A 24,202-nucleotide genomic window follows, 5' to 3' on the forward strand; every position below is an offset into this window, starting at 1 on the left:
ACCGCCCTGCGGACGGGACCTGAACGATGGCAGCAACGGAGCGGCCAGTTCCCACAACCCGTCAGGAACCAGCCGCCGCGAAAGATCAACACTCACAAGCGACCATGATGCCGCACGTCACCACAGCGCCACGTGAGACATCCTCTAAGGAAAGGCTGGCGTCCATGCGCGTCTACGCGGCCTACAAGCAGGACGGAACTATCCTCGCCCTTGCGAAAATCGAAGAGAATCCCACTGGCGGCATTGCCTGCCGACCAGTCCCCGGAGATGGTCGGCTTGTAGCCGATGTAGCCGTACCTGAGCAATTCGTCGACCGTCCCCTGTCTCATCTACTCAAGAGCCTCCGTGTAACGGAGGGGCCAGAGGGCGTGAGGCTCACCTCCCTGTAGCGATTGAGTCCCTGAACAGTGCGCAGGAGAAGGCCTCCAGCCGCACCTGGTCGGGGAGGGACTAACCAACTTCGTTCGACGGCCCGCACTCGCGGGCCTTTTCTCGAGGGAGCGCACAGCCCGTCCGTGAACCCGTCGTTGAACGCATCCACGCTCACGCGCTCAACCGCATGCCGCTTGCCCTGCTCACCCATGGCGAAGCCGACCGTGCCACCACCCAGAGCCAGCACCACGCCAGCCATCACACCGGCCACGAAACGAGCGCGAAGGTTCTTGAACATGTCCACCCCTAGGTATCCAGTCGTCCGCCCTACAGGCGGACAACACAGCCGTTTCGCTGGTGCTGCCACCCACCTGAATGAGGAGCACCCAGTTCGTTAGTTAGACAGCCCCGCAGCATCGTGCCCACGGGACGCACACAGCGGCCCGCCACATTCAATGCGACAAGACCACGATCCATTTCTCTTGCACATTCCAAATCCCGCAATACCCAATTCACTGTGAACCGGATCGCGGACATGCCCGAATAGCCAAAACAGCCACACAATATCCGTGTACAACCATTGATTTATTTCCCCTCCCGTGATACAAATACACCCGGGGGTAATGCCTAGAAAGAAAGAAAAAGGACCCACCGGGGGTGCCTCTTTCCGACCGTGTGCGGGTATCAAACTTTCAGAGCCTCTGAGTGCCCGCCTGGCGGACGAACACCCTGGTCAACCCACACGGGGCCCTCCGGGGCTTAAAAACGCCTCACAGGGGTCTTCCGGGACCTTTTTCGAGGCTTGAAAGCTTCAGTCGGCCTTCTAGCGGTGAATTAGTGGCCTCTCGAGGGTCACAGATGTGCCCTCGGTCACACTTCTAGCCTTCGGCGTGCGGTTTCAAGGCCGATCACACCTACTTAATTAGTGCCGGGGGATATATGCCCCCGGCCCCTGACCTGATCTATCTACCCCTACCCTCCCCCTCCAGGGGGGAGGGTAGGGGTAGTGAGTGAGTGGTGAGGTAGTGAGAGTAGTCCCCCCATAGGGGGAAGGTAATCCTCTTAATTAACCCCTCTACCTCTATTTCCTTGAGGGTAGATATCTCATCACCGGCCCTTGAGGGGCCTATCAAACAAACTCAGAAGCTCTCTGATGCTCATTTACTTGTTGTGCCATAAAGCAGAGAGGCCCCCCATGATGTGGGAGGCCTCTCGGTGTTCAAGTAGGTCAGTGGGCCTTGGTGAAGGCTTCGCGGATCTCGGCCGGCACTCGGCCTCGTTCACTCACGTTGTAACCGCTCTCCTTGGCCCAGGCCCTGATCTTCGCCGTGTCCTCGGAGGGAGGAGCGATGCGACCTGCCGACCGCTTGCCCCTGCCCTGCTTGCGGGCAGCGTTCATGAAGGGGCCCATCGCCTGAAGCATCTGCTCGTACGAGTCAGGGTTCAGGTCAATCTCGTACGCCACACCGTCCAGGGAGAAGGTGTGCGTCTGCGCCTCCTGGGTCTCTTCGCCCGTGAGACACCTCAGGCGCCTTACGTGTCAAGCGGCTGCGATGAGCGGGACGGGGAAGGCGGTGTGTTCTTCGAACAGCTTGCGGTGCTGGAGGCAGTGGTAGAGCTGTCCGAGCATGCGGTTGAAGAGGTTGCGCTGGGCGGCGGCATGCCAGTCTCCATGGTCGTCTCGGCGCCGCCGGTAGTGGGCCTTGGCGCCGGGCGAGGCGGTGATCGCGGCGAAGGCCCAGAGGTAGCCGGTGTGGTTGAGCCGGTCGTTCTTCACCCACCTGCGGGTGATGCTCGACTTCTTTCCGGAGGCTCTGGTGATGGGCGAGGCGCCGGCGTATGCCTTCAGGCCGCGGGCATCCGCGAAGCGGGTCCGGTCGTCCCCGATCTCGGCGAGCACCCGGGCGCCGAGCTGAATGCCGAGGCCGGGGAAACTGAGAATGATCTCAGCGTCCGGGTGCTGAGGGAAAGCCTCTTCGACCGCCTCGGCGAGATCGTCGGTTGCGGTGCAGGCGGCCTCCAACTGGACCAGAAGCGCAAGCATTTGCTTGCCCAGCGCGTCCTCGACCAGCAGTGGCTGGTGGGCCCATTCGCAGCGGAAGACGTCACGGAGCCGCTGGGCCTCGGCCGCGATGCCCCGCTTGCGGCCGGCCCGCTTGAGCACGGCCTCCAGCTGCGTGCGGGTCAGCCGCGCGGCCCGGATCGGCGTCGGGGCCGTCTTCAGGAGTTCTCGGGCCTCCGGTCGGCACAGTCCGTTGCGCCAGGGCTCGAAGGCCGCCAAGGCGGACGGGTAGTACTCCCGCAGCAGTGAACGAAGCTGGTTGGACAGCTGCTGGCGATTCCATAAGGAGTCCTGTTGAGCGCGGGCCAGGACGGCGACAGCCCGGCCCAGGTCACTGTCGTCGGGCAGCGGTCGGTGTGCGTGCATGTCGGTGCGCAGGATGTTCGCGAGCACCAGGGCGTCGCCGGGGTCGGACTTCTTGCGCGAGACCGAGTGCCGGTCGCGATAGCGGGCGGCGGCCATCGGGTTGATCGCGAAGACCTTCCGCTTGCCGGTCCGTAGAACCGCCACGATCAGGCCCCGCGAGGTCTCGATCGCGACCGGGATCGGGTTCGCCTCGCTGTCGCCGTACTCGACAAGCAGGTCCAGCAGGATCTTGTAGCCCGCGGCATCGTCGGTGATGTGCCGCTTGGCCAGTAACCGGCCGCTGTCGTCGACCAGGGCGACGTCGTGTGTACGCTCGGCCCAGTCGATGCCGCAGTAGATCAAGAGTTCCTCCCCATGGTGTAGTTCGCGCAGGTCACGAGCTCATGCGGGCCACGCAGCGACCTAATCCCAGGACTCAGCGCAAGAGCCGGTCCGCCACCTCAGTAGCCGTTCGTGGCACCAGCTCACCCCAGGGGCCTCGGTCTAGCCGGGAGCTCGGACGGCTCGGGCTTCTCAAGAGGTCACCATGCAGCGGGCTCGCACCACCAACACCAACGAGTGATCTCGGTAACGGTGTTGACGCCCGAAGGGGCCGGATGCTGCCGCTCTGTGGAAAGGGCTTCCCGACCAGGCGTTTACTGGGCATCCATCCGGCGCCCACGGGCGCCAACACTCATCACCGCACCGTGGTGAACCGCGCGGGCGCCGGGCGCCGCGCGGTCTGCCTGGAGGTATCAGGGCACTGTCAGCGTCAGGCGTCCGTCCGGCGCCCACGCAGCTCACCACGAAACACAAGCCGACCGGCCACGAAGGCGCCGGGCGCCGCCGCTCTAGCACAAGGCGTCGACGCCGGGTCTAGCAAAGGCATTCGCCCGGCACCCACCCGACCAGCAGCTCGTTTCCGGTGGTGACGACCTCGAAGACACCGAACGGCGCCGCTCTCACGGAAGGCTTGGAGAGCCGAGTCGTATGCGGGCATCCGCTCGACGCCCACGTGGTCGCCACCACAAGCACCAGGACCTCGCACCGCTCTGCAGGAAGGCATGGCCTGCCGGGCTGAAACAAGATGTCAACGCCCCAGTACTCGAACAGATCCGAAGAGCCAGAGCCTCGTCGACCTGCTGCTACTAGGGGATTAGGTCGTCTGTGTAGATAGTGATGATCTTTTGTGCCATGCGGGGAGTCTAGGGGCCCCTGGGCAGGCCATGGGCCCTCGGCAAGCTTGTCCCGGTTGCTGCCTGATGAGCATGCAGGGCCCCCACCCGCCAGCCTGCCGTATGGTGGCTGCGGCAGGCCCTTCCACGAAGGCGGAAGCAGCAGCATGTCAAAGCTTATTTCGCTCTCCGGCGACGTGACGTCGACCGAGTTTGCATGGTTTGCAACGCGTGGCCTGTTCGAGCCCGTCGGGGAGTTCATCCTCCAGCGGATCGAGGACGACGCCCTTCGGGAGGACGTCTATGCCTCGATGATGTCCGGCTACATCTTTGTCGAGGAACTTCCCGACCAGGTGCGGCGCAAGGTTCTGTTGGTGCTTCGGGACGAACTTCCGAAGTTCGTCGACACCGTGCTGTACCCGCCGCCACTGGACGAGAAGAACCTTGAGCCGATCTTCGCCGAGCGAGCGAAGAAACTGGCTCGCATGGCGGCGAGGCAACTGGAGAGCGACGCATCCCACTGATCCGCAGGGTCGCAGCCTCAAACTCACAGTTGCTGCCTGTCCTGGTGATGGTTTTCCTGCCTGCTCGAGCAGGCCAAAGTGTGGGAGTGGGCGCCGGCCATGGGTACGGCGACGACAAACAGGTCCTCGTGACGGAGGAGGATCCGCGGGACTGCCCGCCGGCTTCGAGAAGCTCGTCGTCACCGTCTGATGGACATGAAGGAGCCCCGGCCCGCTGATGGCAGGTCGGGGCTCCGGCCGCTGGCCCAGGAGGGGCCTGCTGGGGTCACTCAGTGCTGTCGTGCTCCGTCGGGACGACGAACCCTCTCACCCGCCGGTCGGTACCTTCGCGAGCGGCGAGAGCTCGGGCTTTCCGCATCGCCTCAACGAGGTCGGCATACCTGGGGTCGATCCATTCCACTGGCCCACTGCCCCTTCCGTTTCGGAGCAGCGTACGCCGCCCTCAGCCCTGGGGCTTGGGGATGATGACGATCGGGCCGCCGTCGTCAGAGTGCTGGCAGTTTGCCGCCACGGCCAGGGCCAGGCCTTCCGTAGGACTGCCCCACAGTTCCGCATCGACCGAGAACCCCGCCTCCTCGATCAGAGCCGTGGTGCGTTCGATGACCGCGACGTCGTAGCGACCTGGGTCGGGACGCTCCGGCGTGTGATGGACGAACAGCCCCAGACGATCGCACAGCGTGCCGTACGTCCGGGTGTGAAGGATCAGGGCGTGCCAGCCCTCGTCCACTGTCCTCGACGGCACGAGGCCCGTGTTGGGGAACCTCGCTGCCGTGGCCATGAACTTCAGGGCCTCGTCGACGACACGGCCCGCGGTCTCTTCCGACATGTCGGAGTTGTTGTCCATGACGGTGGCCCGAACAGCGCCGTACACGTCACCGAGCAGTGTGCGCACATCGGTCACCAGGGCCGGCTCGGAAGCCTGCCCAGGCGTCAAAGGAACAGTCATGTTGCCCCTCTTCCTCGTGGTGGAGTGACTGTGCGATGACAGGTGTACCGAGGCCGAGCGGGCCCGCGCGGCGACCGTCAAGGCGTCATATCGGGGTCAGTGACCGGTCAAATCCACTGCCCCACTGACGCCCGGAGCCGTACTGTCGAAGACGTGGCCGAGCCCAACGCGATCTTTCGTGCTGTCAGGATCAGCCTGCGCATGTCGCAAGACGACCTGGCCCGCGCCATACGCCAGGCCGGGAAGGAGGTTGGCGAACCAAACGACTGTGCAAAGCGCAATGTGCAGCGGTGGGAGTCGGGGGCAGTTCTGTGCCCTCGGCCTGTGTACGCCAGGGCCATAGAGCGCGTCACGGGCCTTCCCGTCGAGGCCCTGGGATTCACGCTGCCTATGCCGGGCAGCCACGGAGCAGCGCAACGAGAGGCGGTAGAGGTGGGAGCCACAACAGCCCCAGGAGGTGCTGTCCCCATGACCAAGCACAACGAACACGGCATCCTGTCGGGCATCTGGCTGTCGCGGTACGAGTACCACTCATCAGGCCGCGGAGCCGACTTCACCGGCGAGCACTTCGTTGTCGTTCTCCAGCACGGCAACAAGCTCACTGCGCGATCTCTCCCGGAGGGGTCCTCCAATCCCAACTCCCCGCTGACCATGGACCTGACCGTGGATGGGAACGTCGTCACCGGAACATGGCGCGAGGAGACGGCCCGGGATGGCTACTACGCTGGCGCTGTCTACCACGGGGCGATTCAGCTGCTGATCGAGCCCACGGGCCGGAAGATGGCGGGGAAGTGGGTCGGCTTCGGCAAGGACTTCGATGTGAACACGGGGCCCTGGGAACTGACCTTCAAGGACGCGTCCACTGCCAAGGCCACCATGGACGCCTACAACCGCAAGCCCTGACCACAGGACGCTCATCGTCACCGTCTGACGGACGTGAAGGAGCCCCGGCCGGCTGATAGCAGGTCGGGGCTCTGTTCGTGCCCTTCGGTCTCTCTGCCTGACATGCCAAACCCGCCGCCCCGAAGGGGGTGGAGCGGCGGGCGTCGTAACGTACTTCGGGTAGTCAGGAGTGGTCAGGCGGTGCCGAACTCTCCGGCTTTGACGCCTGCCACGAAGGAAGAGAACGCGTCCGCGGGGAAGTCCATGACGGGGCTGTTCGGGTCCTTGGAGTCACGGACGGGGACGATACCGCGCGTGGTGACAAGGTTGGTGGCGACCTCGAGGCAGTTGCCGCCGTTGTTGCTGTGGGAAGACTTGAACCAGCGGGGGGAATCGGTCGTCACGGTGTGCCCTTTCGTACCTGCTCGATCATGGCCACAGATGCCGCCTGCGACAGCGCTTCGGCCTGTAGCTGATGGTAGGCCGTCAACATGGGCACTACCGAGGTACCCTCTCGGTCTAGGTTTCCTTGAGCTTGGGACTCGGTGTAACAGATCAAGGACCGGTCCGGCAACGTCAAGAGGTTGACGGGCAGGTCAAACGTACGAAGCTCGCCTATCACATACGGCGCTACCTGTAGCAGCGTGTTCGGTAACTTGGCGAACTCGACCAGACGCGCCAACTGGGCGTCCATGACAGCGATCCCACCGACAGTACGACGGATGCAGCTCTCATCCATCGTCACAAACACCATGGGTGGCTGGGGCCGTACCAGTGATGCTTGTCGCTCCGCCAGGAACGAGACGCGCTCCTCTGCTTGTTCGGGTGTAATGGCGCCCCGCCGCACGGCGCTATCAGCCAGCACCCGCGCGTACTCGGGTGTCTGCAACAAGCCAGGGATGATCCCGATCTCATACAGCCGGATCTCTACGGCCCGGCCCTCGTACTTCACGTACTCCGGGAACCCCTCCAGCAGCGCACCGTGCTTGATCTCGCGGTACTGACGCTCGAATGCGTCTGCTGTGCCCACAAGGCCGAAGGCCTTGTCTGCGCTACGCGAGAATCGAAGAGTCGGAGGCTTCCGACCAGTTTCAACTGCCGAAATATGCACACTGGAATACTCCGTGCGCGCGGCAAGGTCGTCTTGGGTCCAGCCGCGAGACTCCCGCAAGCTGCGTAAACGCGCCCCGTAGGCTGCTTGAGGCGACGCATCTGGGTTCAACTCCTTGCGATTCAAGGGCCGTTCGCCAACCTTTCGTTCTCTTCCAACAGCTTGAAGGGTGCCCTGGCGTGGGTCACGCTGAACCTCCCCGGTAGTAGAAGCGCTACGGAGAGGAGCAGACGTGAGCGTGAACTCACCTGACTGTAAAGGCCGTCGGCGCAACATCGCGAACGCGGCCAGCGGCTTACCTGATCAGGTGCATGTCGTCCTCTACGCCTGCATCGACGACGAGCGAGTCGCCAAAGAGGTGTTGGCGTATCTCTGCGCCGATGCCGAGGCCCGCGGCCGGTTCGTGCGCGCCATGTACTACGACGTGGCACCCCTGACCAGCATCCGGACCGACCGGAGGAACTGGTACAAGGCCGAGCGTCTGCTGAGGACCCAGCAGGTCACGGGGCTCGTTGCCCGGAGCGAGGACGAGATCGCCTACTCGGACCTGGGCAAGCTGCACTTCCGGGAATGGATGCTCGCGCTGCCTGCCTTCACCACTTACGTGGGGGAACCGTCGCCTGAGTCACCGGCCGGGGAGTCCCCGTCGGAGGTCATCCGATGACCTACAGCAGCAGTTTGCCGTCCACGAAGATGACGATGCGGGTGTCGCGGAACAGCGGGCGGACCTGGGGGCCGACCATTCACGTGTCGGCGGCCAAGGAGGCCAAGAACGATCAGGTGAGTTGCCGCTGGTCGCCCTGCAAGTGCGCGCGGTGCGTCGAGGAAGAGGGCAAGGAGCGTCAGGCGTCGAATCGGCCGCTGCGTGCTCTGCCGGGGGGACGCTCATGATTCCCCGGCCTCGGCCGCATACGGGCGGGCCGCGCATCAACTGGGCCGCTCAACCGGCGCTCCCGTGCCCCGTGTGCGGGCGCTTTAGCCGCTTGATCGGTGCTGCCGAGCGGAGGGGCAGCCACGAGGAGGCTGACGAGTACCGCAAGGCGAAGGGCGTCCACCTGGCCGAAGACCACAAGGGGGCGCGGTGACTTGGCATTGGGAGGAAGAGTCAATGGGGGTCTCTGCGGACGAGGAAGCCGCGGCTACTTGGCGCTGGCAAAGGGGCCGGGCGAGGGGCTGGGGGGACAGGGAGGTCGCGGTAACGATCGTGTGGGCCTGTGCCGTCCTGGCGGCTGTCTCTGTCGAGTTCGTCTGGATTCTGGTTGACGCGGTACAGCGGTGGTGACCCGGACCCGGCTCGAACCACACCAACTCACCGGCCAATACGACACCATGGGCAGGGCTCATGACCCCGAAGCCTGCACCGGGGCACCCTGTAAGGTCCTCCGTTCTGATCACCAGCCCCCGGGGCGACGTGCTCGTTGTGACCTCTGCGAAGCAGGATGCTTCATGGATGCTTCCCGGCGGTCTCGTCGAACCGGGTGAGTCCCCTCTCGACGCTGCGCAGCGTGAGGTCCGTGAAGAGCTGAACCTTGACCTCGGTGAGCGCATACACGGACTCGTTGCCGTTGAGTGGCTGCAAGCAACCACTCAAGGCCGCCGCGACCGGCTCACGTTCGTCTTCGCCGGTCCCGAACTCCAGCCGGCCGAGGCGGAACGCATCCTCGTACAACCCGATGAAATTGCCGCTTGGCGCTGGATACCCGTGGGTGATCTTGTGCTCGCGCATCCCAGGATCGCGGCTCGCATCGCAGCGTGGCTCCAGCGCCCGGCGCCACCACCTACCGTGAAACCCGGATCCCGGAAGGAACACCATGACCGACTTCCCTGCCCGCCCCCTGCGTATCGGCACCCGCAGTTCACCCATGGCCCTTGCCCAGGTCGAGCAGGTATCCGCCCTGCTGCGTAAGCACGAGCCCGACCTTGATGTTCAGGTTGTGCCCGTCACCACTGAGGCGGACATGTGGCAGGGCGACCTCGCCAAGCTCGGCGGCAAGGGACTGTTCGTCAAGCAGATTGATCAGATGCTGCAACGCGGTGACGTCGACATGGCTGTGCACTGCGTCAAGGACGTGCCCGGAGATGTCCCCCTGCCGGACGGGTTGATCTTCGCTGCCTACCTTCCCCGCGATGACGTGCGCGATGTCCTTCTCTTCCCCGAAGGATCCGACCGGCGCACCCTTGACGATCTGCCTCCCGGCGCCACCGTCGCCACGTCTGCTGTCCGGCGCAAAGCCCAGATCAACCGCGTACGCCCTGACCTCAGCGTTGTTCGTGTCCGCGGCACTGTCGGCCATCGCGTTGAGAAGCTCGACGGCACACGCAAGATCGATACCAGGCTCGATGCGATGGTGCTCGCCACTTCCGGGCTCGAGCGCCTTGGTATCCCGCATCGCGGTCGGCAGGTCTTCACCGTTGACGAGATGCTGCCCGCCGTTGGTGCTGGCGCCCTCGGCCTCGAGTGCCGTCGTGACGATCACCCTGCCGCCAACCTGCTGGCACGGCTGAACGACGAACGCACGATGACGGAAATCGCCGCTGAGCGCGTCATGCTGCACGGCCTACGAGGCCACTGCAACAGCCCCATCGCCGGGCACTGCGTCACCGAGTCCGACGGCCAACTCTCCTTGCGCGGCATGGTCTTCTCCCGCGACGGCTCCAAGTTCGTCCACGCCCACTACTGGGGTGAAGCCAGCAACGACCCCGGCGTCCTGGGCACCCGCGTCTGCGCCAAACTGCTGCGGCAGGGAGCGCGGGACATCATCGAGGGCATCCCTCACTGACATCCGCAGCTCAAGGAAATGAGAGGACAGCATGCGGATTCGCATGACAGCACGTCTGGCGCTCGTCGTCGCGCTGGGGTTCACGGCCGCGTGTAGCGGCGGGTCATCCGGGAGTTCATCGACCGCGGTGCGGTCGTCCGGTTCGCCGGCCGCTGCTGGACGGACGTTTTCCAAGACTGAGTTAGAGAAGATCGTGCTGACCAAGGACGATGTGAAGGGCTTCCCCGTTGGGCCGCTGTCTGGTGCTGATTCCGGGCCCGGCAAGGAGAAGGCCGATACCGCTGCCTGTCAGCCGCTTGTTGCTGTCATCAACGGTGCGCCGGAGCCCGCAGCGTCTGCGTCCGTCTACCGGAGCATCACGCAGAAGAGCCAGACCGAGGACATCTTCCAGGGCATCACTCTGTTCCTCACTGCCCACACCGACGCGCCTGCCGTCGTCGCCCGCCTCCGCGAGGCGGTGAAGCAGTGCGCGGGCGGTTTCACCTCACACGGTGGCGACGTTGGGCCGTCGAAGTACTCCGCGGTCAAGGAGCTGCCCGCGCCCAAGGCCGGAGACGATTCGCTCGCATATCAGGTCACTGGCCAAGTCGAGGGTGATGCCGTCCCGTTGGTGTTCCGGGTTGTACGGTCCGGGTCGATCGTTGCGACGTTCTACGCGCCGAACTTCGCCGGCCGCGGCAAGGCCTCCGAGGTACCGGAGGCCGTCGTCACCGCGCAGCTCGGGAAGATGTCGAACGCGCGTCGGGTGGCCCCATAGACCCCTGCCCCTCTGTCTGAGCCCTGCAACAGCGGCTCGTTGTGGTGCCCTTGCCCCCGCAGAGAGGCAGGACTGCCCGCCCGGGCGGTCCCCCTGCGACGGTCAGCGGCCGGGCGGGTGCACCACTGCTCTTCCGGCGGGCCTCTCGTACAACCGGAAGGCTCTAAGATCCCGCTCAGTCGGATGGGCGGGTGCCACGTCCAGAAGGGAAACACCAACATGGGCGACACGCCGTGTCCTGCCTGTAACGGCACCGGGTACGTGACCAAAGATGGGTTGCAGCACCAATGCGACGGCTGCAACGGAACAGGGCGCATCGAACACAGCTAGGAGGGGTCGAAATGTGCGGCACGTGCAATGGGGTGGGCTACATCACCGAGGAGCTATCGAACGGCACGAAGCTTGTGCACGCGTGCCCCAAGTGTGATGGGACCGGCCAGATGGGCGGCCCGGACAGTCGGCGCGACGACCCGCGCAGGACGCGCAGCTGACCTCGATCCGGCCCCGCTCGTGCGCTTCCCCCCGAGGCGCCGGGCGGGACTCTCGCACCAGATGTCCAGGCTGTAGCGACGGCACAGCCCTTCTACGTTGGGCCGTCCACCTTGCCCCGGTCTCGTACATATGTGCCGCGCTGCGGGACGGTGTAGACGTAGTCCTCTTCCCGGAGGAAGCGCACAGCGTTCCGGGCGGTGTTCCGCGCGACCCCGTACGTCTGCATCAAAGATGCCTCTGAGGGCACCGGGCGGTCAGCCGCGAGTGCACCCGACTGGATGTCACGGATCAGGTCGGCCGCAATCTGCCGATAGGGCGGGACCGGGGAGTCGTAGTCGATGACGCTCGCTGCCATGAGGGCGAGCCTAGACAACTGAGATTCAGCCCGCGCGTCTGAGAACGTACCTGTACGTACCTATAGGAGTTCGCTCGATCGTATCCTCTGCACCTTGGACCGGTTGCTACGGCTGCTGCTGCCCAGCACCCGCCGACACGCCACCATCCCGACCACCACCAAGACGACGACACCCCTGCCCACCCCGGAACCCGTTCCCCTCTCTCCCTGGCTCAGGGGCTGGAGCACTCCGAGTAGCGCTGAGGTCCGCGCGATCTTCAACGCCGAGGAGGACCAGGGCCTCAGCCTGGAGCAGCGGCAGCATCGTTGGGCCGCACGGTTCGCCGCCATCGGCATTGACTACCTGGTGAGGTACGACGGGGACCACTTCGAGCAGTACGCCCGCCGCGCCGGTAGAGGGGTGTCCGCGTGAGCCTTGCCGACTGGATTCCCGTGACCGAGGTCGCTCTCCACCCACCCGTGGCCTGCCACAGTTGTGGCACCTTCACCGTCGCATGGACCATCGTCGGCCACACCCCCGGTATCAGCGGCCCCGGCCGCACTCTCTACGCCTGCCCCCTATGCGTGGCAGGTTCCAGCGACGAGGGGCATGACGTGTAGCTCCTGAGAGCAAGAACCGCCCCGTTCGGCTGCTGCCAGGCGGGGCTTTCTGCTGTCATGACCGCCATGGAGACGGCAGCAGGGCCCTACGTGACCATCCTCGGCGAGGTCACGGAGTGCGAGAGCGGAACCCTGCATGAGGGTCAGTTCGACAGCCCCACGCACGGGAGGGTGGAAGCGGCATGAGACGCCGCTCTTAGCGAGAGGAACCCAGGTAACTCCATCGGGTGAAACGGTCAGTTGTGTGCCGTGAGGAATCCTATGATCGGTCGCCATGACTGATGAGCAAGGCCTTTTGAGCAGCCAGCCTCCATGGGACCAACCCACCCGGCCGCGGCCACATCCGTCCCCGGCACGACCTCCGCAAGAACATCCCACTATGCGTCTGCTGGGGGTGGCGGTCGCCTGCATCGGCTTCATCGTCACTCTGGCGTTACTCCTACTCCCCCTGCCGCCTGTGGAAGCCTTCGGCATGACCGTGGCAACCTGCGGGCCCGGAGCCTCCTCCGACAACGCCGTACAGGTTGAGCTTGACCCCAGCGTGGTCAACCAGGGCAGCGGCGGTAGCGCCCACGAGCAGAAGACCCTGGAACAGGTGTGCACAGGGGAAGCGGACACGCGCATCCAGGAAGGCACCGTCGCTTCCGGGTGCGGACTGCTGATCGGCCTCGGCATTCCCTGGGTACTGCGCCGTGTCAGCACTCGACCGCGTGTCTGACTGCCCGAGAGCTGCCCATTGGGTCACGGTGCGCCCCGTGATCGGCGCGGTGCGCCACTACCCGTGAGGCATGATCGAGATCATGAAGCATCCGCATCTGCCGAGCACCGAGGCTGCTGTCATGGCGATACGTGAGATAGCGCAGGAGCACGGCCTGGAGCTGACCGTCACCGACGACATCGGCGCAGACCAGACGTCCCGTCGCACCTCGGCTGGGGCATTCGCAGTCCTCGACCCGGACGGCTCGCTGCCACACGAGGCATTCCTTGAGCTGGGGGGCTCGCCCGCCGTAACTGTCCGGATCTTCCCAGAGGACGACGCGAAAATCACTCTCGACGGCGTGGACTTCGAAGACGTTCCCCGGGACTCCGTCCCGGCGTTCCTGCGGTCCGTCTACGGCGGTCTGGCCTTCGTCAAGACGAGATTCTTCCCGCCGGGTCAGTGGCTGGTTGTCCCCTTGCCCGGCGATGAGACCTACAAAGAACTGATCCTGCGCAACATGCTCAGCCCCTGGCTCGCCCGTAACGTCCGCAGCTAGGACTCCCGCTGTCCGTAGCGGAGGCTGCGCACGGCCTGGAGCGCCATTGGAGACAAGGCAGTCACGGTCTCTCGTCGACGTCGTGTAGCAGCACCCAGCCCAACCCGCTGCGCGAGAGGACCTCGAGGCGAGCGTCGTACCCCGTGGCCGCAGACAGCTCGTTGACCGAGGGAGTGTTCCCGGCGTCCAGTTGGTCAACGGGCACGAAGAGGAAGGACCTTGTTCCTCCGCTGTGCTCCTGAAGTCCAACCCTCCACTGTGCGCGCCCGCTTCAGAGTCAACACTCTGCCCAGGTCATCAGCGGTGAGCGGTGGCATGACCCTATGACCAACGCGTGACCAACAGCGGTCAGCAACACCCGGAAACCCGCAGGAAAGCCCAGATACGACTGGGCGGCCCCAAGGGCCTCAACGCTGGCGTTTCCGCAGGTCAGGATCCCTTTGGGCCGGTGCCCGAGGCGAGAGTTCAAGTCCCCCCTCGGACACCGACGAAAGACCCCAGCTGAGCTGGGGTCTTTCTGCATTTCCGGGCCTTGTCCGGGCCGGGTGCCCGGGTGGTCAGGAGAAGTGGCGGACGTAGATGTGCGATTTGCCGTTGGTGTTGCCGGGCACGATGTCGGCGGCCGTGGACTGGAAGATCACGTCGTGCCCGTCGGCGCTGACCGCGTTGGTCCCGGCCGAGGCGGGCTGGTTCGAGACGGTCTCGTCGGTGCCTGTTTGCAGGTCGTGCAGTGTGAGCGACGACGGTCCGTTCGTGCCGTTCGGGGCGTACAGCAGATAACGGCCGGTGGGATCGATGGCCACGCCCCGTACGTTCGGCACCAGTTGGTCGGTGCCCGAGCGCACGTCGTAGACGTAGGTGTCGGAGCCCGAGAGGTAGACGACCTTGCTGCCGTCGTTGCTGAGCTGGACCAGTTCCGCCCCCGCGGACGAGTCCTCGATCGGGCCGGAGGTGGTGCCGGTGGTCCGGTCCCACACGAAGACGTCCCCCGCCTCGCTGTCCTGGTAGGCGACGTAGCGGCCGTCACCGCTGATGGACGGACGGGACGGGGAGGTGTGGCCGAGTTCGGCGACGGTCACCTTGACGCCGCCGGTTTTCGCGTCCTGAATCTCGATGCGCTGGTGCTCGGGCGACGACGGTCGCTTGATAAGGATGGCCAGGGCCATGGAATGGCCGTCCGCGTTCAGCGAAGGCTGGTTGCAGCTGTAAGCCTCGCAGTCGGTGGAAACCGTCCATCCCGTGCTCACCTGATACTGGCGAATCCGTATGTTTCTCATCCACTTCACTGGATAGGCGGCGTATTCCCCGTCACCGCTGATCACCGGGGGCTGGAGCGGGGCCAGGTCCCCCATCCGCTTGATCTGCCCCGTCCTCTGGTCGCGGACGTACGCCCTGTCGCCCCCCGTCGTGCCGCCGGGTGTGAGGTTCTTCGCCGACGACGAGAAGATGATGTGGCGGCCGTCGGGCGTGATCGAGGCGCCGGCGGAGTTGTCGTCGGCCAGGGTGCCGTCGGCCGCGACACTGATCCTCTCGACACCGGCTCCGAGGCCGCCGGCCGCGGCTGTGGGTACGGCCGATGCGGCTGTGGGCAGCACCGCCGTGACCGCGCAGACCGCGACCGCCGTGCTCAGGGCGGCCCGCACACGTCTGGTGATGCTTCGGTTCGTGGTTCTCCTCATATTCCCCCCAGGAAGGACACGGTCCCTCCTCCAGTTCACTACCGGAGGAGCGCAAGGATCCAACCGCGACAGGGTTGTGGGGGTCAATGCGTACATGGCATGTCGAGAGGCGCATTCCGGCCAATGCGCTGCACGCGGTGCTGGTGGTCTGACCGCCCGTTTGGTCGGTCGGTCTGCGCACACGGGCGGGCTCAGCCGCCGCGCCTCCAGCGATCGAAACGGACGGCACCGCACAAGAACAGCCAGAGGAGGCCGGTCGTCTCGCCGGATCGTCAGGGCGGGCGGTTTCTTTGCTGGCCGGTACGTGGGACGTCCCACGAGTGCGTCATTTCCGGGGCAGTTGTGGTGGCCGGTGCCGTCTGCCGCGCACTCTCGTGTCGCCACCTGAGCGGCAGTCACGGCAGGTGGCGTCCTACGACCCGAGAGGGAAACGTATGCGATCGAACACCTTGGCCAGAACGCTCGTCAGTGTCACCGCCGCCGTCGGGATCGCGGCCGGGAGTCTGGCGGGTGCGAGTGCGGGCTTCGCGGCGTCCCAGCCGGCCGGCAAGCCGGCGGTGAGTGTTCAGGACGTCTCCGTCCTCGCGGTGAACAACCTTGGCTTGAGCACGCAGCAGGCCAAGAACACCCAGTGCTTCCTGAGGGGAGCCCCCGCGAGCTACACGGGCGCCATCGACGGACTGCTGGGCACCAACAGTTGGAAGGCGATGCAGCGCTGGCTCGCCAAGTACTGGAACTACACCGACCGGATCGACGGAATCGTCGGACGTCACACCATCGAGGCGCTCCAGCGCATGCTGGCGTTCGGCTGGGGCTACAGCGGTGCCAACGACGGGATCGCCGGATCGGGGACCAAGGCCGCGTTCAAGCGGTTCGCCAATGACATGAGCGCCTTCTACCCCTGCTGAGCCGGATCCTCGCACCGCGAACCGAAGACCGCGGCCCGCTCCCTAGTGGGCCGCGGTACCCACCAGTCGTAGTGGATCGGATGCGGAGGGTAGTGGTACGTGCGTTTGTGACCCCCGCCGCAGAGGCGATTTGACAGCAGCCGGTACCTTTGTCCCCGGATCACTGGCGCGTCGGGAAAACCGGCATTCGCCCCGCCGGAGACATACGCACCCGGCGCACCCCCTCGAGGAGCTGCCCTGGGCCGCGCTCCGCGGGATCCTCCGCACCACCGTTTGCTGAGCAAGTAGGGGCTCTTCGTTGGCCGAAAAGATCATTCTTGACCGTGCCGCCGCGCGCGATGACATCGCCGAGGGCGGCAGCGGCAACCGTGCCGTCCGCGTGGGCGTGCTGGTCACCGCGCTGCTCACGGCGTGCATCGCCTTCCAGCTGAATGCGAGCATGCTGAGCCCCGCGCTCAAGAGCATTCAGGACGACCTGGGGGCCAGTGCCGCCGAGGTCGGGCTGTCCCAGACCGCGTTCTTCACGTCCGCGGCTCTCTTCTCGCTGTTCCTGCCGCGGCTCGGTGACCTCATCGGCCGCCGCAAGGTGCTGGTCGGGATGCTGGCCCTGATGGCTGTCGGGTGTGTGGTCGCCGCGCTGGCGACGAGCGTGCCCATGCTGTTCGTGGGCCGTATCCTCCAGGGCGCGTCCGGGCCGACCGTGCCGCTGTGCCTGATCATGCTGCGGGTCGAGGTGACCGAGCCCAAGCGCTACGGCACCCTGCTCGGCATGATCACCGCCGTCAACGGCGGTGTCGCCGGTGTCGACTCGCTCGCCGGTGGTTTCCTCGCCGACAAGCACGGCTTCCAGGCCGTGTTCTGGGCGATGGCCGTCGTGGCCGCCATCGCCACCGCCATGGCCGCCGTCATGACCCCGGAGAGCAAGGTCGAGGGCGCCGGGCGGATGGACTGGCCGGGTGTGGTGCTGCTCGTCGTGTCCGTCGGGTCGCTGCTGACCGCGCTCAACGAGGCCGGGAAGCTGGCCGCCGCGAACTGGGGCCTGGTCGGCGGGCTCACGGTCGTCGCCGCGATCGCGTTCGGGCTGTTCTGGCGGACCGAGGGCCGCAGCGGGCATCCGCTCGTCGCCATCCGGCATCTGAAGCAGCGCTCGACCTGGGCGACCCTGCTGACCACCGTGCTCACCATGACCGGTGTGTTCGCCGTCATGAACGGGCTGATCCCGGCCTTCGCGCAGGACGCCAAGGCCGGTCTCGGAATGAGCGCCGAGCAGTCCGCGTGGTGGACGCTCACCCCGTACGCGCTCGCCGGTCTCGCCATGGGCCCGCTCGCCGGCCGGCTCGCCGCGACCTATGGCTACGGCCGCGTGCTGCGGCTGGGGCTCGTCGGGGCCGTGGGCTCGGTGGTGTTGATGATCGTCACGCTCCCCGCCCACTCGCAGGCGATGCTGCTGCTGGGCTCGATCCTCGTGGGCATCACGTACGCCGGTGTGGCGAACATCGTCCTCAACGGGCTCGGCATCGTGCACTCCCCGAGCGACAACCCGGGCTTCTTGCCCGGCCTCAACGCCGGTGCGTTCAACCTGGGGGCGGGGCTCAGCTTCGCGCTGCTGTACGCGGTGAACACCGCCGCTCTGCCCTCCGACGCGACCTCGCCGGACGGGTACACGGCCAGCATGATCGCCGGTGTGGTCATCCTGGGCGCGGCCATCGCGACGTCCTTCCTGATCCCGAAGCCGGTCTCGGCGGAGGCGCAGGCGTAGGCATAGGCATAGGCACAGGTGTGAAGGGACTCCGGCCCGGTGGCCGGGGTCCCTTCTTTGCGTACGGCCTTGGCACGCAGGTGAAATCCGTACATGGGGAAGGGGATTCCGGACAACTTCCGCTGCACACGTGTCACGTCAGCATGCTGGGGTCACCTTCAACCTCCTGCGTTGCACGGCGCGTTGGAGGCCCGGTCGGGATTGTCAGTGGGGCCTGCTACTTCTCTTTGCACGGACCGAGTCGGGAGAAGGGGGAGGGCACATGGGCGATCAGGTTCCGGAGGGGTATCACAAGGTTCGCGCGCACATCAGGCGTAACCCCACGCGGCGGCGCAGGCAGGCCAGCGGGTGGGTCATCGTGGCCGTCATCGCGGTCATGCTGTGGCTGTGGGCCAAGGGGAACGACGGTTCCGCGAGCGGTGACACGGTCCCGTCGCCGTCAGTGAAGCCGTCGCTGTCCGCGACGGCGGGGCGGTGATGCGGGTGCGGATGCGGGTGCGCGCGCTCCCGCGGCCTCGGATGCCGCGCGACAGGCCCGAGCGGGCCGCCGCCGCGGTCGTCGTGGTCGTTCTGCTGCTGTCGGGCGTCGAGATGGCGCGGGCGGCCGGGCGGTTTGCGCTGCGGGTGTGGCCGTTGTGGGTGGCGCTTGCCGTGCTCGCGGCGGTGGGCGGGGTGGTGGCGTGGCAGTACGGGCGCGTTCGTACGAGGGACAGGGCTGCCCGCGCCGACCGGCTCCGTTACGGCCTGGCCGAGCTGGACGCGATGTCGGACCACGAATTCGAGCTGGCGGTACGGGACTTGCTGCTGCGCGACGGCCTCGCGGCCCGGCACGTGGGACAGCGGGGCGACCAGGCGGCGGACGTCATAGGCGAGGACCGGCTGCGCGGCCGGACGGTGATCCAGTGCAAGCACACGACGGTGGGCGGCAAGGTGGGCTCGTCGGTGATGTACGAGGTGAACGGCACCGCCGGTCCCGTCCACGGCGCGGATCATGCGGTGGTGGTCACGAACGGGGGTTTCACCCGCGACGCCCGGGGCTGGGGCGACCGCCACGGAGTGCACTGGGTGGACCGGGAGCGGCTGCGGCGCTGGGCCGCGGAAGGGCTCGCGCTGCACGAGGTCATACGTCTGCGGGGCGGCGGAGGGTGACGACTGGGGCCCTTATCGGCGCGCTTTCCGGCGGAGCCGGAATCGGGAGCGGTTGCGTTCGCGTGCCCGGGGGCGGGGCGGACACGATGGATGCGGCCCGGTGAGCGGGCCGTATCCAGGACGCAGGCAGGAGCAAGCCATGATCTTCATCGCTGTACGGTTCACGGTCCGCCCCGAGCGCAGTGACGAGTGGCTGGACCTCGTCGAGGACTTCACCCGGGCCACCCGGAACGAGCCCGGCAACCTCTTCTACGACTGGTCCCGCAGCGTGGACGACCCGAACATGTTCGTGCTGCTGGAGGCGTTCGCGGATGCCGATGCCGGAGCGGTGCATGTGAATTCGGAGCACTTCAAGACGGCCATGGCGTGGATGCCCGACGTGATCGCGGCCACGCCGGAGATCATCAACGTCGAGGTTCCCGGCACCGGTTGGTCGGCGATGGCGGAGCTGTCTCCGCGCTAGCCGGCGGGGCCGCGCGGCGGAAGAGGAGCTCGGCGGCGACGGCCAGGGCACAGACGGCCGCGGCCGGCAGGGTGAGCCACCGGTCCGGCACGTGGGGGAGCAGCAGGCCCCCGGCCGCGCCGCCGAGCGCGCCTCCGACGTAGATGACGGAGCTGTTCATGGACACCGCCAGCGACCCGGCGGGACCGGCCAGGCGCAGCAGGCGGTGCTGCTGCGGTGCCGCGTACATCCAGCCCACGACACCCCACAGCGCCATGCAGACCACCGCACCCGCGTAGGACGTGCCGAGCACCGGGCAGGCGAGGAAGACGAGGGCCATGCCGGTGACGGAGACGAGGACGAGGTGGCGGCCGGCTGGGCGGTCCATGTACGCCCCGGCGATGCCGTTGCCGGCGAGGCCTCCGACGCCGAAGGCGAACAGCAGGCCCGCGAGCAGCTTGCCGTCTCCGCCGGTGGCCCCGGCGAACACGGCACCGGCGTAGGTGAGGACGGTGTACTCGGCGGTCACGGCCAGGACGGTGATGAGCAGGACGGTGCCGATCAGCGGTCCGCGGAGGGCGGCGACGCGTTCGCGCGCGCTGCCGAGCCGTTCCGCGGAGGCGACTTGGCGCAGGCCCGCGGCGAGTCCGGCGGCGACGGCCACGGTCCCGAGGGCCAGTACCACGAGGGCGGTCCGCCAGCCGACGGCGGAGCCTGCCCAGGTGCCGGCCGGGACGCCAGCCACCGAGCCCGCCACCAGGCCGGTGGTGACCACGGCCAGTGCCCGGCCCTGCCGTTCCCGGGGGGCGAGGGACGCCGCGAGGGACACGGCGCGCGGGGTGAACTGGCAGGCCCCGGCGGCGACCAGGACCCGCCCGGCGAGGGCGACCGCCGGCGAATGCGCCTCCGCGCACACCAGGTTGCCCAGCGCCACGGTGCCGAGCGCGGCGGCCAGTGCCCTGGCCGGTGACCAGCGGGCGAGGGGGCCCGACAGCAGGGGGCCGAGGACGGCGTAGGCGACGGAGAAGGCGGTCATGAGCTGCCCCGCCACCGCCATGGAGACCCCGAGGGAGTCCGCGATCTCCGGGAGCAGCCCGGCGATGACGAACACATCGGTTCCGATGAAGAACGCCCCGGCGGCCATGAGCAGGAGCCGTGTGGACATGGTCATGTTCCTTTCGGGGACAGGACGTTCAGGCGCGACGTGTGCGGAGTGCCCGGAGTGTCTCGGTGCGGACGGCGTTCGTCACCTCGGGTGGGAAGCCGTTCAGGTAGAAGTGGCCGCCGGGGAAGGTCCGCAGGGAGAAGGCCGACGACGTGTGATCGGCCCAGCGGCGTACGTCCTCGGGGTCGACCAGGTGGTCGGCCCGTCCCGTGAAGGCCGTGACGGGGCAGGACAGTACGGCGTCGGGCCGGTAGCTCTCGACCGACCGGTAGTCGTTGCGCAGGACCGTCAGGATCATGTCGCGCAGCTCCTCGTTCCGGAGGATCGAGGGGTCGGTCCCCTCGAGTTCGAGGAGCTCGGCGAGGATGGCCTCGTCGTCGCCCGCCCCGGTGAGCGGGTGGCGCCGGGACGGGGCCTGCATGCCCGAGACGATGAGTCCGGCGGGCGGGACGCCGTGGTCCTGTTCCAGGCGCCGGGCGGTCTCGAAGGCGAGCAGCGCTCCCATGCTGTGGCCGAAGAGGACGCAGGGCGCGTCCTGGCGGAGGAGGGCGGCGACCGCCTCGGCGAGGACGCCCAGGTCCTGGGCCGCCGGTTCCGCGGACCGGTCCTGCCGTCCCGGGTACTGCACGCCCAGCACCGGCACCGTGGGGGCGAGCACCTCCGACAGCGGGTAGAAGTACCCGGCGGACGCCCCGGCGTGCGGGAAGCAGATCAGACGGCGGGCCGAGTCCGGTGCCGGGTGGAAGGCGCGGAGCCAGGAGGAGCGGCTGCGGGAGAGGGTCACGATGCCGCCCTTTCGGCGATCAGCGCGGCGACGGCGCCGACGGTCGGTTCCTGCAGGAGCTCCTCGATGCCGATCCGGACCCGGAACCGCGCATGGAGCCGTGTGACGATGACGGCGGCGGACAGGGAGGTGCCGCCGAGATCCATGAGGTGCTGGTCGGCCGCGATGCCGCCGACGCCCAGCACTTCCGACCAGATCGCGGCGACGCCCTGTGCCACGTCGCCCCCGTGGTTGTCGGGAGGCGGCGCGAGGGCCGGGCCCGCCAGACGCCGGCGGTCGATCTTCCCGTTGGGCGAGAGCGGCAGAGCCTTCGCGGCGATGAAGTGGTGCGGCACCATGAACTCGGGCAATCTGCCCGCCAGATGGGCCCTGAGCTCCGTCGCCGGTGCCTCGGTGACGACGTGGGCCACGAGGCGCAGCCCGTCGCCGTCCGCGGGGGCCCACGGCACCACGGCGCACTCGCGCACGGCGGGGTGCCGGGCGAGCTCGGCCTCGACCTCGGCGGGCTCGACGCGATAGCCGCGGATCTTGACCTGGTCGTCGAGGCGGCCCATGAACTCCAGGAGGCCGTCCGCGCGTTGCGCCACCAGATCGCCGGTGCGGTACATCCGGGTCCGGCGGCCGTCCGTGTCCACGACGGGGAACCGTTCCGCCGTGAGCTGCGGCTCGTGGGCGTACCCGAGAGCGAGCCCCACGCCCGACAGCCACAGTTCACCCTCCGGTGCGCGCACATGGGCCTCGAGCCCGGGGATGGTCCGGCCGATGGGAGGGCGGTCCGGCCAGTCCTCCGGCGGTCCCGACAGGGTGTGCGCCACCGCGACATGGGTCTCGGCGGGACCGTAGTGGTTGTGCAGTCTGCACCGCGGCAGCCGCCGGAAGAACTCCCGGACGCGGGGCGTGATGCGCAGCGCCTCACCGGCGACGGCGACCTCCCGCAGATCCTCGGGGTAGGTGCCGAACTCGCCGGCCAGATCGGCCAGCCGGGCCAGGGCCACGGGCGACAGGAAGAGGCGCTCGATGCGCCATGAGGCGATCAGTTCGAGGACGCGCTCCAGGTTCCGGCGTTCGTCGTCGGACGGCATGTACAGACAGCCGCCGCTGCCCCAGGCGGTGAACACCTCCTGGAGGAGGACGTCGAACCCCAGGGGAGCGAACATCAGCGTGCGCAGGGGGCCGGGCGACGTGCTCGCGAGGGTCCAGGTGACGACGTTGTCCAGGCAGCGGTGCGGCACCGTGATCGCCTTGGGCCCGCCGGTGGAGCCGGAGGTGAATACCATGTACGCGGGGTCCTCGCCGCCGGGGGCGGGGAGGGGAGCCGCGTCTTCCTTATAGACGTCGTCGAGCTTCAACACCCGTAATCCGGCCACTGGTTCTGGCTGATCGGCCGTCGTCAGGGCGAAGCGCGCTCCGCTGCGCCGCCAGATGTGGCGGATGCGTTCCCCGGGGTAGCGGGGGTCCACGGTGCAGAGCACGCCACCCGCCTTGAACACCCCCAACACGGCGATTCCCAGCGCGAGTCCACGGGGCGCCTGCACGATCACGACGTCGCCGGGTCGTACACCCTCGCGGGCGAGGCGTCCTCCGAGAGCGGACGCACGGTGGTCGAGCTCGGCATGGGTGAGCTGTCCGTCCGGAGCGACGAGCGCGGGGGCATCCGGACGGTGCTGTGCCTGAAAGGTGATCAACTCCGCAATGCGACAGGACATTTCGGCCGCCTGTACGTCTCAAGGTTCCCTTTGGACATTCTTGGCAAGTGGTGCTGCATGCGCTGCGCATGCTTCATGGAATCTTGCGCATCTTGACACCTGTCACACTCGCCACACAAGATAAGGGCCTTCAACGTGGTAACACTCGCAACAGGCTCCGATAACTCGCCCCTCTCACAGGACGGTTGTTGTGCCCACAACTGCGCAGCTGTACCTGGACCTCATGAAGAAGGTCCTGACCAACACCATTTACGAAGACGCCCCCATTCCGGCGAGCTGGGCACCGGCGGGCCAATACGACGAACTCAACCGCCGCCTGGGAGTCGACTGGCCCAGCATTGCGCACACCATGGTCGGGCAGCGCCGGCTCGACAATGTGGAGAGCTGCGTCGAAACAGTCCTGAAGGACGATGTTCCGGGCGACTTCATCGAGACCGGTGTCTGGCGCGGTGGTACATGCATTTTCATGCGCGCCGTCCTCAAGGCGCACGGGGTCGGGAACAGGCGGGTCTGGGTGGCGGATTCCTTCCAGGGAATGCCGCCCTCGGACGCCTCGGCGCACGAGGGGGACCGCGAACTCGCGAGTGACCGCTACAACCATTTCATGGCCACCGACCAGGCGACCGTACGCGCGAACTTCGAGAAGTACGGGCTCCTGGACGAACAAGTGGTCTTTCTGCCCGGCTGGTTCAAGGACACGCTGCCGACCGCGCCGGTCGAGCAGCTCGCCCTATTACGGCTCGACAGCGACCTTTACGAATCGACCATGGACACTCTCGTCCATCTCTATCCCAAGCTGTCGCCCGGCGGCTTTGTGATCGTCGACGACTATCACATTCCGGTGTGCCGGGAAGCCGTCCACGACTGGCGGGAGAAGTCCGGAGTCGACGACCCCATCGAGGACATCGACGGACTCGGTGCCTTCTGGCGGCGCCGCGGATGAGCGGGGAGCG

General features: G+C 66.9%; 26 protein-coding genes. 16 read left to right on the plus strand and 10 right to left on the minus strand.

The genetic code is table 11. The features are described from left to right. Positions 1-1,600 precede the first annotated feature (1,600 nt). Together ACV530_RS20230 and ACV530_RS20235 are read right to left on the minus strand one after the other, a co-directional pair. Entirely contained in the window at positions 1,601-1,900 is a 300-nt protein-coding gene (locus ACV530_RS20230) for a histone-like nucleoid-structuring protein Lsr2 (protein WP_494334087.1), read from the minus strand. 12 nt (positions 1,901-1,912) lie between these two features. Next, positions 1,913-3,142: an IS110 family RNA-guided transposase gene (locus ACV530_RS20235; protein WP_494333959.1), complete on the minus strand. Its 1,230-nt coding sequence runs from the start codon at positions 3,140-3,142 to the stop codon at positions 1,913-1,915. 979 nt (positions 3,143-4,121) lie between these two features. Here ACV530_RS20235 and ACV530_RS20240 point away from each other — a divergent pair. Further along, the gene (locus ACV530_RS20240; protein ID WP_494333960.1) at positions 4,122-4,478 is read left to right on the plus strand and encodes a hypothetical protein; all 357 of its coding nucleotides are present in this window, start codon (positions 4,122-4,124) and stop codon (positions 4,476-4,478) included. A 442-nt stretch (positions 4,479-4,920) separates the two neighbouring features. On the opposite strand, the gene ACV530_RS20245 is transcribed toward ACV530_RS20240, so the two are convergent. Beyond that, the gene (locus ACV530_RS20245) at positions 4,921-5,424 is read right to left on the minus strand and encodes a glycine-rich domain-containing protein (protein ID WP_494333961.1); all 504 of its coding nucleotides are present in this window, start codon (positions 5,422-5,424) and stop codon (positions 4,921-4,923) included. Positions 5,425-5,625: 201 nt separating this feature from the next. On the opposite strand from ACV530_RS20245, the gene ACV530_RS20250 reads away from it, so the two are divergent. Next, a complete protein-coding gene (locus ACV530_RS20250) occupies positions 5,626-6,327 on the plus strand; it encodes an XRE family transcriptional regulator (RefSeq protein WP_494334088.1) in 702 nt (233 codons plus the stop codon). Between the two features lie 173 nt (positions 6,328-6,500). Here the strand turns inward: ACV530_RS20250 and ACV530_RS20255 are convergent, their stop codons facing one another. After that, positions 6,501-6,710, minus strand: a complete 210-nt coding sequence (locus tag ACV530_RS20255) for a DUF397 domain-containing protein (protein WP_494333962.1) — start codon at positions 6,708-6,710, stop codon at positions 6,501-6,503. Beyond that, positions 6,707-7,543, minus strand: coding sequence for a helix-turn-helix domain-containing protein (locus ACV530_RS20260; RefSeq protein WP_494333963.1), 837 nt, complete (start codon positions 7,541-7,543; stop codon positions 6,707-6,709). Before ACV530_RS20260 ends, ACV530_RS20255 begins: the two co-directional genes overlap by 4 nt. Before the next feature lie 112 nt (positions 7,544-7,655). On the opposite strand from ACV530_RS20260, the gene ACV530_RS20265 reads away from it, so the two are divergent. The 5 genes from ACV530_RS20265 (at position 7,656) to ACV530_RS20285 (ending at position 10,954) form a co-directional block, all read left to right on the plus strand. Continuing rightward, positions 7,656-8,081: a hypothetical protein gene (locus tag ACV530_RS20265; RefSeq protein WP_494333964.1), complete on the plus strand. Its 426-nt coding sequence runs from the start codon at positions 7,656-7,658 to the stop codon at positions 8,079-8,081. Beyond that, on the plus strand, positions 8,078-8,308 hold the full coding sequence (locus ACV530_RS20270; protein ID WP_494333965.1) for a hypothetical protein: 231 nt from the start codon (positions 8,078-8,080) through the stop codon (positions 8,306-8,308). Before ACV530_RS20265 ends, ACV530_RS20270 begins: the two co-directional genes overlap by 4 nt. 451 nt (positions 8,309-8,759) lie before the next feature. Next, positions 8,760-9,323, plus strand: a complete 564-nt coding sequence (locus tag ACV530_RS20275) for an NUDIX domain-containing protein (RefSeq protein WP_494333966.1) — start codon at positions 8,760-8,762, stop codon at positions 9,321-9,323. Beyond that, complete coding sequence (gene hemC / locus ACV530_RS20280) at positions 9,229-10,197, plus strand: hydroxymethylbilane synthase (RefSeq protein ID WP_494333967.1); 969 nt, start codon at positions 9,229-9,231, stop codon at positions 10,195-10,197. Before ACV530_RS20275 ends, hemC begins: the two co-directional genes overlap by 95 nt. Positions 10,198-10,228: 31 nt before the next feature. Then, positions 10,229-10,954 (plus strand): hypothetical protein, encoded by a 726-nt coding sequence (locus ACV530_RS20285; protein ID WP_494333968.1) that lies wholly within the window; start codon positions 10,229-10,231, stop codon positions 10,952-10,954. A gap of 583 nt (positions 10,955-11,537) precedes the next feature. Here the strand turns inward: ACV530_RS20285 and ACV530_RS20290 are convergent. Continuing rightward, entirely contained in the window at positions 11,538-11,801 is a 264-nt protein-coding gene (locus tag ACV530_RS20290; RefSeq protein WP_494333969.1) for a GntR family transcriptional regulator, read from the minus strand. A gap of 94 nt (positions 11,802-11,895) precedes the next feature. On the opposite strand from ACV530_RS20290, the gene ACV530_RS20295 reads away from it, so the two are divergent. From ACV530_RS20295 to ACV530_RS20305, 3 genes are all read left to right on the plus strand, one after another. Continuing rightward, positions 11,896-12,213 carry a hypothetical protein gene (locus ACV530_RS20295; RefSeq protein ID WP_494333970.1) on the plus strand — a complete coding sequence of 106 codons (318 nt, stop codon included), beginning with the start codon at positions 11,896-11,898 and terminating at the stop codon, positions 12,211-12,213. Between the two features lie 567 nt (positions 12,214-12,780). Beyond that, positions 12,781-13,119, plus strand: coding sequence for a hypothetical protein (locus ACV530_RS20300; protein WP_494333971.1), 339 nt, complete (start codon positions 12,781-12,783; stop codon positions 13,117-13,119). An 82-nt stretch (positions 13,120-13,201) separates the two neighbouring features. Continuing rightward, on the plus strand, positions 13,202-13,657 hold the full coding sequence (locus tag ACV530_RS20305) for a hypothetical protein (protein ID WP_494334089.1): 456 nt from the start codon (positions 13,202-13,204) through the stop codon (positions 13,655-13,657). 557 nt (positions 13,658-14,214) lie between these two features. On the opposite strand, the gene ACV530_RS20310 is transcribed toward ACV530_RS20305, so the two are convergent. Then, on the minus strand, positions 14,215-15,336 hold the full coding sequence (locus ACV530_RS20310) for a TolB-like translocation protein (RefSeq protein WP_494333972.1): 1,122 nt from the start codon (positions 15,334-15,336) through the stop codon (positions 14,215-14,217). A gap of 434 nt (positions 15,337-15,770) precedes the next feature. Between ACV530_RS20310 and ACV530_RS20315 the strand changes: the two genes are divergently transcribed. From ACV530_RS20315 to ACV530_RS20335, 5 genes are all read left to right on the plus strand, one after another. After that, entirely contained in the window at positions 15,771-16,244 is a 474-nt protein-coding gene (locus ACV530_RS20315) for a peptidoglycan-binding domain-containing protein (protein WP_494333973.1), read from the plus strand. 343 nt (positions 16,245-16,587) lie between these two features. Next, a complete protein-coding gene (gene uriT, locus ACV530_RS20320; protein ID WP_494334090.1) occupies positions 16,588-18,003 on the plus strand; it encodes a uridine transporter UriT in 1,416 nt (471 codons plus the stop codon). A 262-nt stretch (positions 18,004-18,265) separates the two neighbouring features. After that, positions 18,266-18,481, plus strand: a complete 216-nt coding sequence (locus ACV530_RS20325) for a hypothetical protein (protein WP_494333974.1) — start codon at positions 18,266-18,268, stop codon at positions 18,479-18,481. Positions 18,482-18,522: 41 nt separating this feature from the next. Next, positions 18,523-19,152 (plus strand): restriction endonuclease, encoded by a 630-nt coding sequence (locus ACV530_RS20330; RefSeq protein ID WP_494333975.1) that lies wholly within the window; start codon positions 18,523-18,525, stop codon positions 19,150-19,152. 139 nt (positions 19,153-19,291) lie between these two features. After that, the gene (locus ACV530_RS20335; protein ID WP_494333976.1) at positions 19,292-19,615 is read left to right on the plus strand and encodes a putative quinol monooxygenase; all 324 of its coding nucleotides are present in this window, start codon (positions 19,292-19,294) and stop codon (positions 19,613-19,615) included. Here ACV530_RS20335 and ACV530_RS20340 read toward each other — a convergent pair. Genes ACV530_RS20340 through ACV530_RS20350 form a run of 3 tightly spaced genes read right to left on the minus strand, consistent with a single transcriptional unit; the run spans position 19,557 to position 23,228 of the window. Then, on the minus strand, positions 19,557-20,759 hold the full coding sequence (locus ACV530_RS20340) for an MFS transporter (RefSeq protein WP_494333977.1): 1,203 nt from the start codon (positions 20,757-20,759) through the stop codon (positions 19,557-19,559). The genes ACV530_RS20335 and ACV530_RS20340 overlap by 59 nt on opposite strands. A 28-nt stretch (positions 20,760-20,787) precedes the next feature. Further along, complete coding sequence (locus tag ACV530_RS20345) at positions 20,788-21,543, minus strand: thioesterase II family protein (RefSeq protein WP_494333978.1); 756 nt, start codon at positions 21,541-21,543, stop codon at positions 20,788-20,790. Beyond that, positions 21,540-23,228 carry a non-ribosomal peptide synthetase gene (locus ACV530_RS20350; protein WP_494333979.1) on the minus strand — a complete coding sequence of 563 codons (1,689 nt, stop codon included), beginning with the start codon at positions 23,226-23,228 and terminating at the stop codon, positions 21,540-21,542. The genes ACV530_RS20345 and ACV530_RS20350 overlap by 4 nt, the downstream gene beginning before the upstream one ends. Positions 23,229-23,439: 211 nt before the next feature. Here ACV530_RS20350 and ACV530_RS20355 point away from each other — a divergent pair, with 211 nt between their 5' ends. Next, positions 23,440-24,192 (plus strand): TylF/MycF family methyltransferase, encoded by a 753-nt coding sequence (locus ACV530_RS20355; protein WP_494333980.1) that lies wholly within the window; start codon positions 23,440-23,442, stop codon positions 24,190-24,192. The last annotated feature ends 10 nt before the right edge of the window (positions 24,193-24,202 follow it).

It is taken from the genome of Streptomyces sp. SX-6 (genome assembly GCF_059089585.1).

Coding starts and splice junctions, on each gene's coding strand:
- ACV530_RS20240 (WP_494333960.1), top strand. CDS start 4,122: ATGTCAAAGCTTATTTCGCTCTCCGGCGACGTGACGTCGACCGAGTTT.
- ACV530_RS20245 (WP_494333961.1), bottom strand. CDS start 5,424: ATGACTGTTCCTTTGACGCCTGGGCAGGCTTCCGAGCCGGCCCTGGTG.
- ACV530_RS20250 (WP_494334088.1), top strand. CDS start 5,626: ATGTCGCAAGACGACCTGGCCCGCGCCATACGCCAGGCCGGGAAGGAG.
- ACV530_RS20270 (WP_494333965.1), top strand. CDS start 8,078: ATGACCTACAGCAGCAGTTTGCCGTCCACGAAGATGACGATGCGGGTG.
- ACV530_RS20275 (WP_494333966.1), top strand. CDS start 8,760: ATGACCCCGAAGCCTGCACCGGGGCACCCTGTAAGGTCCTCCGTTCTG.
- hemC (WP_494333967.1), top strand. CDS start 9,229: ATGACCGACTTCCCTGCCCGCCCCCTGCGTATCGGCACCCGCAGTTCA.
- ACV530_RS20285 (WP_494333968.1), top strand. CDS start 10,229: ATGCGGATTCGCATGACAGCACGTCTGGCGCTCGTCGTCGCGCTGGGG.
- ACV530_RS20290 (WP_494333969.1), bottom strand. CDS start 11,801: ATGGCAGCGAGCGTCATCGACTACGACTCCCCGGTCCCGCCCTATCGG.
- ACV530_RS20300 (WP_494333971.1), top strand. CDS start 12,781: ATGCGTCTGCTGGGGGTGGCGGTCGCCTGCATCGGCTTCATCGTCACT.
- ACV530_RS20305 (WP_494334089.1), top strand. CDS start 13,202: ATGAAGCATCCGCATCTGCCGAGCACCGAGGCTGCTGTCATGGCGATA.
- ACV530_RS20310 (WP_494333972.1), bottom strand. CDS start 15,336: ATGAGGAGAACCACGAACCGAAGCATCACCAGACGTGTGCGGGCCGCC.
- ACV530_RS20315 (WP_494333973.1), top strand. CDS start 15,771: ATGCGATCGAACACCTTGGCCAGAACGCTCGTCAGTGTCACCGCCGCC.
- ACV530_RS20325 (WP_494333974.1), top strand. CDS start 18,266: ATGGGCGATCAGGTTCCGGAGGGGTATCACAAGGTTCGCGCGCACATC.
- ACV530_RS20330 (WP_494333975.1), top strand. CDS start 18,523: ATGCCGCGCGACAGGCCCGAGCGGGCCGCCGCCGCGGTCGTCGTGGTC.
- ACV530_RS20335 (WP_494333976.1), top strand. CDS start 19,292: ATGATCTTCATCGCTGTACGGTTCACGGTCCGCCCCGAGCGCAGTGAC.
- ACV530_RS20340 (WP_494333977.1), bottom strand. CDS start 20,759: ATGTCCACACGGCTCCTGCTCATGGCCGCCGGGGCGTTCTTCATCGGA.